This is a genomic window from Vibrio sinaloensis (assembly GCF_023195835.1).
Classification (GTDB): Bacteria; Pseudomonadota; Gammaproteobacteria; order Enterobacterales; family Vibrionaceae; genus Vibrio; species Vibrio sinaloensis_C.
The window spans coordinates 1,309,122-1,326,071 of sequence record NZ_CP096199.1 but is presented as its reverse complement, the minus strand read 5'-3'; the positions used below and the strand labels follow the sequence as shown (position 1 = coordinate 1,326,071).

General features: G+C 45.4%; 13 protein-coding genes. 3 read left to right on the top strand and 10 right to left on the bottom strand.

The window, feature by feature from the left end; genetic code table 11:
- Window positions 1-113 precede the first annotated feature (113 nt).
- Both MTO69_RS06100 and MTO69_RS06095 read left to right on the top strand, forming a co-directional pair.
- Window positions 114-509 (top strand): SulA-like leucine-rich domain-containing protein, encoded by a 396-nt coding sequence (locus MTO69_RS06100; protein WP_248333357.1) that lies wholly within the window; start codon window positions 114-116, stop codon window positions 507-509.
- 215 nt (window positions 510-724) lie between these two features.
- Complete coding sequence (locus MTO69_RS06095) at window positions 725-1,828, top strand: phosphoribosylaminoimidazolesuccinocarboxamide synthase (RefSeq protein WP_248333329.1); 1,104 nt, start codon at window positions 725-727, stop codon at window positions 1,826-1,828.
- A 39-nt stretch (window positions 1,829-1,867) separates the two neighbouring features.
- On the opposite strand, the gene MTO69_RS06090 is transcribed toward MTO69_RS06095, so the two are convergent.
- On the bottom strand, window positions 1,868-2,389 hold the full coding sequence (locus MTO69_RS06090; RefSeq protein WP_248333287.1) for a hypothetical protein: 522 nt from the start codon (window positions 2,387-2,389) through the stop codon (window positions 1,868-1,870).
- Window positions 2,390-2,521: 132 nt separating this feature from the next.
- Between MTO69_RS06090 and MTO69_RS06085 the strand changes: the two genes are divergently transcribed.
- Entirely contained in the window at window positions 2,522-3,433 is a 912-nt protein-coding gene (locus tag MTO69_RS06085) for a LysR family transcriptional regulator (RefSeq protein WP_248333245.1), read from the top strand.
- On the opposite strand, the gene MTO69_RS06080 is transcribed toward MTO69_RS06085, so the two are convergent.
- The 9 genes from MTO69_RS06080 to MTO69_RS06040 form a co-directional block, all read right to left on the bottom strand.
- The gene (locus tag MTO69_RS06080) at window positions 3,424-4,290 is read right to left on the bottom strand and encodes a YjjW family glycine radical enzyme activase (protein WP_248333224.1); all 867 of its coding nucleotides are present in this window, start codon (window positions 4,288-4,290) and stop codon (window positions 3,424-3,426) included. The two genes, MTO69_RS06085 and MTO69_RS06080, sit on opposite strands and share 10 nt — an antisense overlap.
- 8 nt (window positions 4,291-4,298) lie before the next feature.
- Window positions 4,299-5,843 (bottom strand): YjjI family glycine radical enzyme, encoded by a 1,545-nt coding sequence (locus MTO69_RS06075; protein WP_248333170.1) that lies wholly within the window; start codon window positions 5,841-5,843, stop codon window positions 4,299-4,301.
- A 146-nt stretch (window positions 5,844-5,989) separates the two neighbouring features.
- On the bottom strand, window positions 5,990-7,873 hold the full coding sequence (locus MTO69_RS06070) for a methyl-accepting chemotaxis protein (RefSeq protein WP_248333132.1): 1,884 nt from the start codon (window positions 7,871-7,873) through the stop codon (window positions 5,990-5,992).
- A 205-nt stretch (window positions 7,874-8,078) separates the two neighbouring features.
- Window positions 8,079-8,627 (bottom strand): sugar O-acetyltransferase, encoded by a 549-nt coding sequence (locus MTO69_RS06065; RefSeq protein ID WP_248333101.1) that lies wholly within the window; start codon window positions 8,625-8,627, stop codon window positions 8,079-8,081.
- Window positions 8,628-8,765: 138 nt separating this feature from the next.
- The gene (locus MTO69_RS06060) at window positions 8,766-9,122 is read right to left on the bottom strand and encodes a PilZ domain-containing protein (protein ID WP_248333088.1); all 357 of its coding nucleotides are present in this window, start codon (window positions 9,120-9,122) and stop codon (window positions 8,766-8,768) included.
- A 199-nt stretch (window positions 9,123-9,321) separates the two neighbouring features.
- On the bottom strand, window positions 9,322-10,413 hold the full coding sequence (locus MTO69_RS06055; RefSeq protein WP_248333064.1) for a hypothetical protein: 1,092 nt from the start codon (window positions 10,411-10,413) through the stop codon (window positions 9,322-9,324).
- A complete protein-coding gene (locus tag MTO69_RS06050; protein WP_248333038.1) occupies window positions 10,403-13,870 on the bottom strand; it encodes a toxin VasX in 3,468 nt (1,155 codons plus the stop codon). Before MTO69_RS06050 ends, MTO69_RS06055 begins: the two co-directional genes overlap by 11 nt.
- The gene (locus MTO69_RS06045; protein WP_248333011.1) at window positions 13,867-14,742 is read right to left on the bottom strand and encodes a DUF4123 domain-containing protein; all 876 of its coding nucleotides are present in this window, start codon (window positions 14,740-14,742) and stop codon (window positions 13,867-13,869) included. The genes MTO69_RS06050 and MTO69_RS06045 overlap by 4 nt, the downstream gene beginning before the upstream one ends.
- The gene (locus MTO69_RS06040; RefSeq protein ID WP_248332992.1) at window positions 14,735-16,828 is read right to left on the bottom strand and encodes a type VI secretion system Vgr family protein; all 2,094 of its coding nucleotides are present in this window, start codon (window positions 16,826-16,828) and stop codon (window positions 14,735-14,737) included. Before MTO69_RS06040 ends, MTO69_RS06045 begins: the two co-directional genes overlap by 8 nt.
- Window positions 16,829-16,950: the final 122 nt, after the last annotated feature.

Genomic DNA, 16,950 nt, shown 5'->3' with positions numbered 1-16,950 from the left:
TCCCATCTATTCTGCCTCTTCATGCTCGCACAAAAATTATTCAAAACTGCTTGAATAATTTTCGCCCACAAACTACTGTATACACATACAGCATGTACAAAGGAACAGTGATCATGATTCAGGCTCAGACTCCCATTAGTACTTTCTCAAAATACAATGTCCTAGCCCAACCTACTCAGCCAATGAATATCAACCAGGATGTTCTGAGTCGATTAGCGGGTCTATCGAGTCAAAAGCAGTGGATCCTATTTACCGCTCAGTGCCCGCGCCCTGATTATCAGCAGTTTGCGGCTTGTCATATTAGCTGTACTAAAATCATCCAAATGAAATCATCTCAGACCCAGTCAGAGTTTGAGATTGTCAGTAAAGCCATTCGTTCAGGCAATGCCAGTGCTGTGATTGCCTCTACGCAAATTCCATTGGTTGAACAAGGCTTATTGCAAGATTTGGCGACTCAATGTCAATGTGAAGTGTTCTTTGTTGAGGGCGGAGTTAACCAGTATCATTAATAAGCTCAACATTTATACGCTGTCTTTGTCCCCTCTTATGAGGGGCTTTTTGTCTTTAACTTTCAAAACAGCGCGCCCTTAGCATCTGAATAGCAAAAATAAAGCAAACGTTTGCTTTTTCACTAGCGACGAAAAATAGTTCTGGTATTATGCGGGGCAAATGGATTGTCGAATCGTGACGATCCCTCATGTTGCTTAAAGATAGGAATGTCTAAATGAGTCTCGCAGATCAAGTACTCGCCGTAAACGACGATCTTCCCATTCGTACAGATAAACCCGTTCATAGCGGAAAAGTTCGCTCTGTCTATTGGCTAACCGAACAAGACAGTAAGCGCCTTATCAAAGAAAAAGGCTATGATGTGGCGGAAGACGCACCTCTCGCTATCATGGTCATCAGCGATCGTATCTCTGCTTTTGATTGCATCTGGCACGCAGAAGGCGGGCTTAAAGGCGTCCCTGGCAAAGGGGCTGCGCTCAACGCCATTTCTAATCATTGGTTTAGCTTATTTAAACAACAGGGGTTAGCCGATAGTCATATTTTAGACATCCCTCACCCATTCGTTTGGATTGTACAAAAAGCAAAGCCAATCATGATTGAAGCGATCTGTCGTCAATACATTACTGGTTCAATGTGGCGTGCGTATGCCAGTGGAGAACGTGATTTCTGTGGAATCCAGCTTCCTGAAGGACTTGAAAAAGATAAGCCTCTCCCTGAACTGCTTATGACGCCATCAACTAAGGGCATTCTTCGCGGTATTCCAGGTGTACCGGAGGCGGACGACGTTAACATTACTCGCAAAAACATTGAAGATAACTTCGCCGCGTTCAATTTCTCTAAGGCAGAAGATATTGCTCAATATGAGAAGCTATTGCGCGAAGGTTTTGTTGTCATTAGCAATGCGTTGGCAGAAATTGAGCAGATTTTCGTCGACACTAAATTTGAATTTGGTTACGTAACTGATTCAAAAGGCAATGAAAAGCTGATTTACATGGATGAAGTGGGCACACCTGATTCTTCTCGAATTTGGGATGAAAACGAATACAATGCTGGCAATATTGTTGAGAACTCAAAGGAAGGCTTCCGCCAATTCTTGCTTAACTACTTCCCAGATCCAGGCATCTTACTTAACAAGGAACGCATGGATGAGCGCGAAGCGCTGGCGCGAGACAACGCCCTACCTGTCGATGCTTTAATGGATATCTCTCGCACCTACCTCGGTATCGCTGAAAAAATTACCGGACGTAAAATCACATTGAGTGCCAACCCCAAGCAAGAAATCATTGATATTCTTGCTCAGGATTACGGTTTGATCGATTAAAGCCGCCAAAAAGCCTCAACTCAGTTGAGGCTTTTTAGTTTACTTATCTTTACCTTTACCGCCTTTATCACCACCACCTTTGTTACCGCCACCTCGGTTACTACTGCCGCTGCCTTTGTTGCTATTGCCACCTTTATTGTTTGACTTAGATTGACTGCCGACTTCGCTGTTCGAACGCATTTGTTGTTTTTGCGTTTTTAGCTCTCCAGTTCCGTTACCAGGGTTAGAGTATTTCGCGTGAGCATTAAGCTCCTCTTGAGTCACGAATCCATCTTTGTCTTTGTCAAATGAGGCAAATGCACTCAAGCCGCTTCGATTCCCATCCTCGTCGTTCTCTGTTCCCTCTTGTCCCTCTTCCTGTTCTGAATCTGGCTCAGAAGAGCCAAGGCGAAACTGATTGAACTCCTCCTGCGATACCAACCCATCACCATCGCTGTCCATTTCCTCTACCGTCGGGGCAACCTTAGTGCGATTGTTGACATCCTCTTCTTCCTCTGCTGCCACTAGATTAAAAGAGACCGTTGCCAGCATTGCGATTAATACGCTCGTTAACTTGTCCATAATTTACTCCACATCAACCATCACCTCTAAGTTTAGGCGAACACAGATAAACTGGGTAGCTCGAGGGTTTATGACTACCATTTCACCTTGCTACACGTTATAAATAACTCTTGTATCTAGAGTTCTGTTGTTATGGATTATATCGCCCTTTCTCGCATTAGCTTAAAGCACTTAACCGTACTCCACGTATTGCTCAGCACTCACAGCGTCACTGCTGCCTCAGAAATACTGTGCGTGACCCCATCGAGCGTGAGCAAAACCCTCGCGCAGCTCCGCAGTCAACTCGACGATGAGCTGTTTTATCGCGATGCCAATGGATTGCTGCCCACACAATTTGCACTCAATATTGGCCCAGAAGTGCATCAGATTTTATCCAGTATGAATGGCATTCTTCACCAGGGCGCCTTTCGACCAGAATTGTTCAAAGGATCTATTTCGCTGTCGATGCGAGAAAGCACCTTCGAGTTGTTTGCAAACAAAGTGGCTGAGATCACCCAACAATTAACCCAAGCGCGTTCAATTACTGTGCACGCCAAAGACGCGCTCAGTTTCGATGCACTGCATCGTGGACAAGTGGATTTTATGTTATTGCCTCATGACATAAGCCAACCACCGACTCGAAGCCAGCAATTGATGTGGCAGCAGATTCTGGCAGACGAAATGGTCTGTTTAATGAAACCAGATCACCCTCTAGTAGGCAATGAAATGACCATTGATGCCTATTTGGCGTGCAACCATATCGGGATTCTGGATAAGGATCTCGCTGAGCCTTACTTCGAACAAAATCTCACGCAGCGCCATGGTTCCAGAAATATAGCGTTATCTGTTTCCGATTTTGGCAGCGCTGCTACACTCTGCCATCACACCGAATTACTGTTGACCTGCTCAAAGATGTGGGCACAACAAGCCAAGCAAGCACAAGGGTTGGTGAGTCAACCTCTACCGTTCGAGTACGGCCAAGTTGCTTACAGTTTGGTCTGGAACCCTGCTAGCTTAAACGATCCTGCTTTGCGTTGGGTTCATCAGCAGCTCACTCAGGTATAAACCGTTGGCAGTAAAATGGGGTTCCCAATTCGATGGATGAGCCTTTGGTGAAATTGCTCGATTTGTTGTTGACTGCATGCTGGCCAGTTTAGTGCCTCTCCCACGACGCCGTGGTGTTGAAACGCATTTAAACGTACGCTGACCGACTCGGGAAGCTGTTTTATCAAACCAATCACAGCCTCCACTTCCAGTTCGAGATCACTAACTCCAGGAATGTGTAACAATCTAAGCTCATGCAACTTGCCCATCTTAGCCAATAGATGCACTGACTGAAGCACACGATGGTTACTTCGGCCCACTAGCCATTGATGGGTATCTTGCTGCCACGATTTCAAATCTACCATTGCGCCGTCTAATACAGGCGCTAGTTTTCGCCACCCCTGCTCACTAAGTTCGCCATTGCTATCGATAAAACAGGTCAAATGGCTGAGTTTGGGCTCTGCTTTTATTTGGCTAAACAACTCAAGCACAAATGGCAGCTGCAGCGTTGCCTCGCCGCCCGATATGGTCACGCCACTAATGAAAGGGCTTTGTTTGGCAACCAAGCTCAGCATTTCAGTGACGGTGTAACTCGATACTTTGGGACTAGATTGATGCTGACAGACTTCGATACACAGATCGCAATCGGTACAAGCAGACGCATCCCAATGCACTCGCTGCTGACTATCGACACTCAGTGCTTGGCTTGGGCATCTAGTGACACAATCTCCACAATGATTGCAATGGTTGATGGTATGTGGATTGTGACAATTGAGGCAGCGAAAGTTACAGCCTTGCAGAAAAATGACCAAACGGTTTCCAGGGCCATCGACACAGGAAAAGTTTAGGATTCGACTGACTTTCGCTACTTTGGTCATCCTACACCCTATTGCTCGAATCTCGGGGTCGTTTCCAAGCTAACGACTCGAGGCCGACGTTGCAAAATCTCGGTATTGTTCGCCGCTTCCGCACCAAGAAACGTGGTGTTGGTTCTTGACCCTTGCTGTTCAAACTTAGCGATATCAGACAGCTTAACCATGTACCCTGTGACGCGCATCAGGTCATTAGAACTCACGTTTGCCGTGAACTCTCGATAACCCATACTCAGTGCCCCTTTACACAGATTAAACATGGCCTCTGGATTAGCTTTAACGGTTTCATCTATGGTCAAAATATCACTGATACCCGAGGTGTAGTATTGGTGATGTGCCGCCGTTGCTTGAATATAACTCACGGGATCTGGCTCATGGCCGTAAGGAATACGAACGCCTGGTGTCACCCCCTTATCCAAACTGATCCCGCCTTGTGCGTGCAGTAGCGCCTTGCTGTTCAGTCCATATTTAACTGGCAGTGCCTCGACCAATGCTGCGAGTTTGCGCGAAATGTCATGAGCCAGCGTATTCGCTTGCTGATCATACCCATAACGTTTATCAATCCCAGCTTGCTCTAGCAGAATATCAACCGCCTCTGCCATTCCATAAATACCAAACATGGGTGCGAAGCGTTTCTCGTTGATCAACCCTTCGGCGGCCAGGAAACCTTGGAAAAAGTTGGATTGCTCGTGTAAATAGCTTGCGCGTGCATCCATCAATTCGGTCATCAATCGGCTATATTGAGGCAACAAGTGATCAATGAAATGGTCACTATCGTGAGCCTGCAGCGCCACTTGTTTTAGATTCATTCTCACTAAGGTATTGGATCCACCAGCAAGGGGAAGTGAGTTATAGCAACTCACGATACCAAACTGCTTGTCACCATACGCCGCAGCATGCATCGGATAATTTGCGATGTGCGGTTTACTGCAGTGACAAATATTGGTGGTTGCTTGGCGCAGCAGATCATCGGGCGACACACTTGGGTCATACATAAAGGTCAAGTTAGGCGCAATTTGTTTGAGTTCAGCGTCTATGGTGAGAATGGTTCGGCAAATCACATTGTCACTTGGGCCAATATTGACGTGCATAAACGCATCAGGCAGTGTTCTATCTAACATCACCCAAAAGCGTTTTAGTTTCTGGTAGATCTCCTGCTCACTGAGCGAACCGATAAAAGGGAGCAGTACGTCATCTAACTGTCCAAGATAGACAGGAATATTGGTGACTGAGGGTACGTGATGGTAAAGAATGGTGAGATGATTTAGCGCATCATCAAGGTCTTGCGCCGGCTGCAACTCAAGATATTTAGAACCTTGGTTAAGGAACTTAGCGTAGTCAGGTAATACATAACGCGGCTTAAATGGCGCGTGCCCTTCAAACATATCGCACAATATGCCCTGTTCCATCGCCTTTTTCAGCGGTGTCGATACAGGGACATAGTCCAAACTTGCTTCGGCTTCGAGTGCAAGAAACTGATTCTTTTGCTTGGGTGACAGTGTCGCATCATTAATGATATTGCGTACACGGGCTTGAAATGCGTTGTGGGATACAGTCATAGATTAATCCTTATTATTTTTATGGATTTTATCTAGTGCAGCACCCGCCCACCATTGAAATATGGTTGGCATTCGATTTCCAAAATGGAAATCAACTTGTCAAAGAAAAGCCTCGGCATGCCGAGGCTTTCTAATCCTATTTCAAGCTAGAGCTTGAAGCGCTGAATTTCTTGTTCTAGCTCATGAGAGAGTTCAGATAGCTGAGCCGCTTGAGAGGCTGCATCATGGGCTTCGTCAGCGAGTTCATTTGAAACATCACGAATACCGACTGTGTTGCGGGTTATCTCAGAGGTCACTGACGCTTGTTCCTCGGCGGCTGAGGCAATCTGTGTTGCCATATCACTGATACGCTCCACCGCAGTTTGAATTTGCGTTAGGCTTACCGCTGCTGAGTCTGCATCTGACACGCTGGTTTCTGCCAGCTGACGGCTGTCGTCCATAATACTGACTGCTTTGCCAGTCGTGGACTGCAGCGTCTCAATCATTTGTTGAATCTCTTGCGTCGACGCGTGAGTCCGCTGACTAAGCACGCGAACCTCGTCCGCAACAACAGCAAACCCACGGCCTTGCTCACCGGCACGCGCAGCCTCTATGGCGGCGTTGAGCGCAAGTAGATTGGTTTGCTCAGCAATATCTTGAATCGTCGACAAGATAGTACTGATGCTGTGACCGTGTGCTTCAAGCTCTTTAATAACTTCAGTTGCAACTTGAACTTCGGTCGCTAGATTCTTAATCGAGCCCTGAGTTTGAACAACCTGATCGCCCCCGTGTACACACGCACTCACCGCTTCTGATGAGTTTTGCGCGGTGTGGTCCGCATTACCCGCAATTTCTTGTGTTGCAGCAGCCATTTCATTGATTGCAGTCGCGACCATGTTGATCTCGTCTTGTTGCAAACGAATACGCGCACTGCGCTCCTCCGCCTGCTGCGCGGTCTGTTTAGACTGCTCAGATAGAGAGGCTGAAACTAAGCTCAACTTAGAGACCATCGCATGCATGTTGCCGACGAAGGTGTTGAAGTTTGTCGCTAACTGGCCTACTTCATCGTCACTACGAGGCTCCAAACGCTGCGTTAAATCCCCCTCGCCTGACGCTATTTCTTCTAACGCTTTAGACACTCGACCAAGATCGCGGAAAAGGAAGCTCACCAACCAAGACACAAGTGCAATGACTACTAGAGTGATAACCACCGCGGTAAAGATCAGACTTTGCAGCAGTTCACTGTGCGCGGCTTCTTCGGTGGCTCTATCCATCTCAATCGCAAAGATCCACGGTGTGTTGTCGACCTGACGGAAGAAGTACAATTTCTGTTGTCCATTGCGTTCAATCAGTTCGATTTTTCCGGTCTTGGCCGCGTCTTCGATGGCGCGCAACGTAAACTGTTTAGACAAGGTATTAACTGGCTTGAGTGACAGCGCTTTATCTGGATGTGCAAGGAAGGTTCCATCTTGCGTATCAATCAGCATTGCATAAGCATTAGTACCCGCATCCAGGTTGATCACATCGTTAATCAGTTGATCAATCAACACATCTGCACCTACTACACCAACAAATTGACCGTTGCGGCGGATCGGCTCAGCAATTGTCACCAATAATGCATTGGTGATTGCATCCTTGTACGCTGTGGTGATGATTTGTTTACCCGCATTGTTAGCGTCGATATACCAAGGGCGTACACGAGGGTCATAGTCGGCGCGATTGCGCTCAGGGTGCGAGCGATACATGCCGCCTTCTGGTGTACCTAAGAAGATATCATCAAAGCCGCCCGCTTTACGCGCTTGTTGCAAGAACGGCACAACATCCGCTTGTTGGCTATAGTCATTGAACGCTGAGGCGATGTCTTCTCGAATCGAAATCCAATCGGAAATCCCAGCCGATGCTGCATTCGCCAAGCTTTCTGCACGAGCATAAACGCCGTTTTGGGTTTGTTCTTCAAGTTGGTCGGCGGCCAGCCAGGTTAAGGCGCTCGCCATGAGTACAACGGCCAATAAGCTTGAGCCTATTAGCTTTTGTTTTAGAGTGAGTTTCATAGAATTTTATATTGATATTGGAACAGACAGGCGGTGGATTTTATAGTCAAACTGCTGAATATGCACGCAATAATCCTAAAATTTTGGCACAGCTTAACTTGTTGTAATATCGTCACTTTTTAACGGCGCACCCACAGGCTAATAGTACGCCATTCTCGAACAGGCGAACCGCTTTTTCGTTCGCCTTTAACTGCATTTCATTGAATTACACATCGAGTCGTTTGATTAACTTGGCTGGCGTGCCCCCGTACAAACAATCTGGCGGAACATCATGATTGACCACAGAATTCGCAGCAATGACAGCGCGTGCACCGATTGTGACCCCTTGGTTGATCACACAGTTGCCACCTATCCAAACATCGTCTTCAACCACAATCGGTTTACAGATAGTTTCCCATTGACGCCGACGGCGATAGTCGAGCGGGTGGCTCGCAGTGTAAAACTGAGTGCTCGGACCGACAAGAACGTGGTTGCCGATAGTAATGCTCGCACCATCTAACATCACCACATTCATATTGATGAAGGTGCTGTCGCCGATTGAAATGGTTTTTCCGAACTCACAATGAAATGGCGCTTGAACCATAGACTCACCAACACGAGCAAATAGCGCTTCCATTAGTGCTAGCTTTTGCGTGCTATCAAGGCATTGGTTGAGTTGTTGTAGAGTTTTCGCCGCGTGATTTCTAATCTGCTCAACTTCTTCTGAAGCGCCGTCAAAGGCTTCGCCTGCCATCATTTTCTCTAGCTCTGACATGTCGAATTCCTGTACTGCATATCGATAGCGCTAGCTTAACCTATTGCCGATAAAGAAAAAGAGTAAACAGCCGTGCAAGATTTTCCGGTTTTTAGGTATCAGTAGAAATGAGATGTCTAGGCTGACACTAACTCAGCCTTAAGCCGCACTGCCTCGCAGACGAGCAAAGAATGAAGGGTATTTTTGTCGGATATGGCGCTGTTCATCGACCATGATTTTAAACGTCGGCCCTTTGCGCAGTTGGATAATTACTTCATCATTGTCAAAGCGCAGCACTGCCCCTTCAATAGCGATTGGGTTGTCGCCATGAAGATTAAGCACGCCTTTAATTGTGAGCCCTTTATACATAGAGGTAAAATTATTCAAGACCATTCTTATCCCACCTTCGGATACCTCGGTCACTTGAAACATCTCATCACCAAACTTGACGTACGGACGCGCCCGCTTCGGATATTTCAGTCGATAGTATTTCCGTTTTTGTTCAAAGTCGCTCATGGTCGTACTCCTCATAACACATGGCTGCCGCATATTCATAAAGTATAGTCTGTGACTTCGACAGCGAAATGTCGACCAAATCAATCTATCATACAATGAGTTATATCGACAGCGAGATAAAAGTCTTTAGTGAAGTGAGCTATTGCGGGTGGCGAATAGTTAAAAACCGCTTGGGGAGCGGTTTTTTAAGTTGTGATTGCTAGGCTGTTTTAGCTTCTTTATGGTGCATATAATGACTACATGCATCGCCGATAGAGAAAATGGTATGCCCTTGAGCGTATTCATTACGTGCCAACATATCATTGACATAATTAAGTTGTGCACTTGGCTTTTGCCACTCACTCTCTGGTAGTGCTTCACTCCAAGCTTCAATATCCTTATAGTTTTCAGCTCTTTGCCTCACTTTACTCATTTCATAGTTAGTCCGCCAAATGCCCAACATGGTGCCATTGATATACCACCAAAAGCGCGTCGCTCCACTAAACTGTTCTTTGTCGATATTGTTGGCCTGGCAGTGCTCTTCAATTAAACCTTCCAGAGTCAATGGTGAAGGTTCGCAAATATGGTCAGCGCCTTCATCCATAAAAGTACGAATCATTTCCCAAATGGAGGCTGCGTGAAACTTATCAACTGCTCCAATTTGTAGTGCAGACCAAAAGTTCCCGTAGTTTTCCTCGTCGTTCGCAGCAATAATCAACGAAGCTGAAGAAATCACACCGCCTGTAGTAACCCCGCTACTTTGACCAACCATCGCGCATACTTTTTCCCACGGAACTATTCGTGTTTCTATTTGCTTCAACTCATCATTCCAACGAGAGAATAACACTTCACGACGCTGGCGGTGAAAGCGACATGGTAAGGATTGAGATAGAGTATTTCGGGCTGATTGAAATATTTTGTAGTTTATAAGTATACCTACTGATAGTGGCATGAGCGTAACGAAAAGCCCCGAATAAAAGTCAAACAAACTCAGTTTCTTGACCCATATTCCATCCAACAACTCTTCTCTAAACGACAGCTCATAAATGCCACTAAAACCACCGAAAGTGACATACGAAAAGATGAAGATAAATAAACAGATCAAAAAAGAAGACCACATTAGTTGTGTCTGGAATACCAGACCACCAGCCCCACCAAGATCTATATACTCTTTGGTTTTGTTTACTAACTGATCACATTGTCCGGGTTTAGCAAGTAAGGTTTTGACCGGTAAAGGACTCAGTACTCGACTCGAACCGCACACTTTGTCAGTACGCTGACCTGCAATAAAAGGCAATTGACTATTGTTCATTTTCACTCTCAAACATGGGTGCAATTAGTTTCAAAGATGAGATCAAGTTATTTCGGCTGGCAAACTGTTCTTGATCCTCCTCAAGTAACTCTACCGAATACCACGCTTTGACTTCATCGAATGCAGGATTCACAAGGTCAACAGTAAACCTGGCTCCTCCCTGTTCAGCAAAGAGCCTGCTACCATAATGTGACGTTACTTCAACCATTAAGTCGAGATAGAGAAGTTTTTCTTGTCGTTTAACATCTGTTGGCCAATCAAACTCATAAAGTGTATTCACACCGTCGTAGGTGATCCGACTTTTTTGCACCAAAGTATCTGTTATATCGAGCGGACTTACACTTGACGCTGTTTTGATATACCCAGATAGTCTCAGTTGGTTAGGAGACGCCATTGGGACTGTGATGCGTAAGGTTTTTACTCGATGTTTTGTTACTTGAGTGGTCCAGTTACCGCTTGCAGACATCTGTGTGTGTTTATACGTGTCGGTGTTAACTTGTAAAACGGGGGCATGTGTTGCTTCCAACCACTTTACATACTGAGTCTTATAGTCCCAATTCTGATTAACATGGGTGAGCCAAAAGCCCTTCTTACCCCAAGAAGACTGACTTATCCAGTTCATTAGAGGTTTCGACTGTAAATAGTTATAACCGATTTCGCCAAGTAATATTAGTACTGACGAAACAAGTAAGAAGGGATTCGCTCTCGCAACAATTCCCAAAGTTTGTTCAGCCGCCATAGTCCAAGTTATTTGTCTTTGAGCGGCAGCTATCGCTAATCGTCCTCCGTGAAAACTCACGTACCCTGCGCCCCCAGTTTGTATACCATCGCCAATTAACGCACTTGAGGCAGCAATAGTCGAAGAAAAATCACCTATCCTCCAACTAAGAGAAATGCGCCTGGATTGCTTTGGTATATCGGAGCTGCTGGACAAGACCGTAAGTACTGAAATCGTGTGAACACCAAGAGTAATTACTTTTCCCAGTGCTACACTACTACCTTGTGTTGCGGAAGATATCCAACTTATTTGGTACTTAACTTTTGTCGCTTCGACAGCTAATGACATTGCTGAAGACAACAAACTTGTGTAGCCAGAAATATATTCAGCTAAATCTCCAACGCTTGTCGTCGACTTTCTCGAAAGTACATCCTGCGTTTTGTTCCAATTCCACGCGTTTAGCGCAAAAACAACTAACGCTGCACTCCCGGAGCCCATAGCGCCTTTAAAGCTTTTCCCTTCGGGGACGCCATATAGAAGCTCATTGGTTAATATCTTCTTCCTTGTGGCCAACAGTTGACTGATTTCGTCAGCCGTTGCACCTGATGCTTTAACCGTGATATGCGAAGGTAAGTGTGCTCGACCAGCTTTCGCGACTGGTTCCGAATTTGCGGCCAGCAACATCAGAGCTTTCTGTGAGTCTTCTCCTAGTATTTTCAGTTGACGATTGTAGTCTGCACGCAGAGCATCTTTCTCGGCTGTGGTTAATCCTTTTGAGCCGCTCTCTACTTGGTTACGTTTAGTGATAAGCGTTTCAGCCTTTATTCTAATCTCTTCTATCTTGGTAAATTGTTTATCGAAGTTTTCGATTCCAGAGATATCACCCACATCAAGTTGAATATTAGCGTTTTTTTTGTGTCCCAAAAGAGTCGCAATAATACCCGGTCTTGCATGGTAGATTAAAGAGTTTGCTCTTTCTTGTGACTTCGCTAGAAATTGAGAAAGTTCGTCTAGCTCTTCTAAAACTATTCCTGATAGTTTAGAGCCGAGTTGATTGAATTGCGCCCGAACTTGCTCCGGCATTTCATTAACATCAACAAGGTGTTGACCTTTAAGGAAAGCCTTAAAATCCTCTAAGCCAGATAACCCATTAATAGTATTTTGCGCGTTGTCCTTTACACCTTTAATTGGCGCTAAGTACTGTACCCATTCCTTTATGTCTCTATATTTACTGTCGATGGTTCCAAGCTCACTATAGTTACTCACAAATGCATGCAAGTTCTGCTCGCCTAAACCACCGAAGTAAACGTCTCGCATTTTACTTCGATTGTCTGGGTCTTCAGGCAAAATCTCTAACCAATGGTTTTCATGTATTAAGCGCTCGACAAAGGAATCTCTGTTTTCCTTGTCATAGACTGGAATCACATCGTAAGCCAGCGGTAGTACAGCGACTCTATCATTCTCTATAACATCGCCGTGGTCACGCCATATCGCGATTTGAGACTGCGCTGTTTTAAACCACTCTTCCATTTCATCATACTCAATACGAGCTAAGATCCCCCTATCACCTAACCAGCCACCAAATTCTCCTTTAACCACCTTATCGTTATGACTCTTCACATCGCGGAAGAAAGACTCTAACTCTTCCTGAGATATACCGATGTTCATTGCCATTTTTTGGTTTTCCAGCCTCTCCTGCTGGTAATTAATAAATTGTGCAGAGCTAGTTAACTCATCTGCGGATAGGGCATAGTGAGGTTGTACGGAAGTGCCTTCGCTAACAAAGTCCCAGTACGATTGCTTAGCTTGCTGGTATGCCAGGAATCTTTGTTTTAGTTCTTTTTCATTTGAAGCAATGAAATCTTTCAACTTTTTATTGTTCGTACTGGCATTGAAATATTTTTCACCAACTTCGATTAACAACTTAATCTGAGAAGCTGCGAAATACTTAGCTTGATTATTATCTTGCTTAAACCATTCCGCCTCTATGTTATATAGACTAATTCCACAACTTGATAACTCAGTCATGACACCAATAGGGTCTTCTAGCAATAAAATTGCAGAGTCTTCAATATATTCACTGTCGATTTGAGAAAGTAAATTTTGTGAGTCATACTTAGCAGGCGTTTCCTTGAGCCAACACCATTGGTATTCAGTTTCGTTTTCACTCTCGCTAGGATCACAGTCAGCCAAATTATCTTCCAATGCCCCCGTGGGCAAAAGGTGCTGGGCCCCTTGTGTGCAATCAAAAGAATTTAGGTTGCAACTTTGCATCATCTGTTTGCGCAAAGCTCTAGAGTTGAGCAACTGAGATTGAAGTTTGGGAGATATTTTTGTCGGACTATACAACACTTCAATCTTGCCTTGTCGACTAACAAATAGTCCATTGTCTGATTCAAGGTAGATGTACTCTTGTCCAAAATCATTTGACTCCAAGCCTTGTTGCTCTAACTTCGTTACTTGACCATTTTCTGAGATTTTATAGACATAGATTATATCTTTGCGTTTACTATGAATAATGTATAAATAGCCGCTATCGATTGGGCGAATACCAATAGGACGGAACGAAACCTTCGGCGTCAATTTGCTTGATATGGCTTTGTGCAGTGGCTTTGATTCAACCAAAGCATAACGTGTTGGAACTAGCTGTATTTTACTTTTTTTCAGAGGACAAGTACCCGCAGGGTCTTGAGCATCTTTTGTCTGACCAGTTCTAGCGTCATCATTTGGGGTGCTCATACTTGTTTCTCCTGATTATTATTCTGCTTTGAATAGGATTGGGCTAGATTTGCGGCTTTCTCTACTCGTTGAGACGGGGTTTGCTGTGAGGTGTTAAAAATCAAATTATGTATATCCGGATATACCCTTTCATCCAAAAACTTATCTTCTCCTAGGAATCCTATAATGTTCATGTACATCATGAGATCGCGCTCCGAGGTAAAGCCTTGTTTGTATCCACTCAACGCATACTTCTCTACCCACGCCGAGCTATCTGGATTTCCATCCAGCAACATTGGGAACCATTTTTTAACGTGCTCTTGTAACTTCTGAACAGTGGTATCCCAAGAGATCTTGCCTAATAATGACCACTGCTCATCAGAAATCTTTAGCTTTCCTCTATTAGTGGCTTGAACAGAGCGAGTCGCCGCCTGCCAACCTTTGCGAGTTGGAATCCAAACCTGTGAAATGACGTTCCAAAACTGGGGAGTATGAGTCGAAAAAAAGACCCATGCACACTCAGCATTGGCCATTTTTATATAGACTCGGCTGCTGTAGGGGGACTCAGCGATGATTAGGTTTCTGTAACTATCACTGATACTTTCAATATCGTGGCGTGACGAAAAAAAATAGCCCGCCATCGGTTGATTCAATGAGAAAAACCAATCTATTACCTTCTTCGATGCTTGAACAACATAAGGCGCCACTTCGATGAGCTGGTCGTAAGGCTCGTTCATATAGATGGGCTCCAGGTTGACACCACCCTCTAATGAGTAAAGCTGCACAGCAAGATTCTCAATTTGAGCCCCATCAACGATCAGAAACAATTTTTCATCTTTTGCTAAGTCGAACCCTAGACCAGCATCAACAAATGCTTTGTGTAGGTTATCCATCTTTATTTAACTCTTCACACACTTCACATACTGGCTCCGCACTCTTGAGTGCTTCTATCTGTCGGCTCTTCAATAAGGGACTCATAGACTCTTTTGTTGAAGCGACACGACGCTGCTCCATTTCCTCCGGCGCTACTGCATCTTCTAGCCCCATCGGCAGCACTGGAGCCTTGCCACTGTAACCACTGCCGCTACCTGGGCTGCCGCCTGAGTTAAGGTTAATAGCCGAACCAACGACATGAACTCCGCCCGCGTCGACTTTGACGAAGCTGCCGCCGGCTTTAATGGTGATGGCGCTACCGGCATCGACAACAATTTTGTGCCCCGCCTTTAGGTGAACTTCGTCACCACTGTCGATAGCTGTTTTTTGGCCGACCTTTTGCTGTAGCGAGTCACCGATATTCACTGATTTATCGGCAGAAACCTGCTCACGTCTTTCACCGCCAATAGTGAGATGACTGTTGTTGTTCACCAGACTGAAATGATCGTTATCGACCACGTGGTGTTTGTCGTGGTGAATCTCGCTGCTTTCATCGTTGTTTATCACAATGTCGATGTCTTTTTGGGCATGGAGATAGACTCGTTCTTTATCGGCTTGATCTTCAAAGCTGAGCTCATTGAACCCTTGCCCTTGATAGGTTTCACTGCGTATCACGGTTTTGGTTTTGTGCTCAGGCAACGCGTACGGCGCAACGTTGGTGGCATGGTAGGTTCGGCCAGTGATGATAGGCTGGTCTGGGTCTCCATTTAAAAAGGTAACGATCACTTCATGGCCAATTCGTGGCAGCGCCACCATTCCATATTGGTGCCCTGCCCAGCCTTGCGATACTCTAACCCAACAAGAGCTGTGCTCGTCTGCATTCGAGTAGCGGTCCCAGTGGAAGTGAACTTTAACCCGACCATGCTCATCGCAATAAATCTCTTCGCCCTCTGGGCCAACAACCGTAGCGATCATCGGCCCATCGACGCGTGGCTTTGTTGTCGGCTCTGCTTGCCAAACCACATCACTTGGAACAACCGTAAACTGATTGTGATAAGTCGTTGCGCCAACGCCCCCTTCCTCTTCTAGCGATTGAGGCTGGCTTCCAGTATGGCTCGCCGCCACCACCACCCACTCTCGATTCAAGCTTTGGTCGTTATGCTCTTGCAGCTCAAACTTCGCTCCCGCGATTAGGCCGGGATGATTGCTGTGCCCCTGAGCTGTCTTAGCTTCTCTTCTTAAGTAAGCCAACCGGGCTGAAGTCAGCACCTTGCCTGATTGATCGTCTTTAAAACGGCCGGGGGCATCAAAATGCTCATAACGGTCTTCAATCTGATAGGCCATGTCAGTGCCCGTTCGATTTTGAGTAAAACGATAAGCGGGTTTCTTAAAGCTGTAATCTTGCGTCTGGACATGGCTAACTTGCGAACAAAACCGACTGAGGAATGCATTGATATAAGGAATTTCAATATTGCCGCCGCTCATGGCGTTATAAGGGACAGGCTGTTCTAACTTGATCAAGCTATCGTTCGAGTCAGTAAAGACCACAGTATGCTTATCTTGGTCGTGGAGATGATGGTAAACAATCCCCTCTTCTGCCAAGAGTCGCTGAACGAAGTCTAGGTCTGATTCTCGATATTGAACACAGAACTCGCGTTGAGCATGATCGTTCTTAAGGACAAACGCATAGTGCTGGATGTTCATCTCTTGCAGTAAAATAGAGACAATCTCTGGAACGCTCTGATATTGGAAAATACGGCAGTTATGGCGCAAAGAGAGTCTTTCTAGCTCAGGGACGACGGTGACTTGATAAAAAGTATGATGGTGTCCGGTATCACCTTTGGAAAATCGATAGACAATCCCATTCAACCGCTGGACAACTTGACCATCGCGGACCATCTCAAACTGTATCGATTTATCAACGATCTGCTCAGCAGAGAGAGAGCTCAGACGGCTCGCAAGTTGGAACTGGTAACGAAAGCCGCGACAAGGTTGGCTATTTTCAGTGTCAGTATTAGAAAGAGAGTCCCAACCCGAATATTCCACCACTCGAACAGTGTCTGGTTCTAATCCTTCGATTTGGATATTGAAGTTGAGCGTTGGCATTAAGGTTTCCTTATGTCTTTGACCGGAGATAGAAACTATCGAACGGCAAAGGAAGCAATCTTAATACCAACTTAAAAACACATTATTTCAATAACTTAAATGGACAGATTGTACCATTTAAG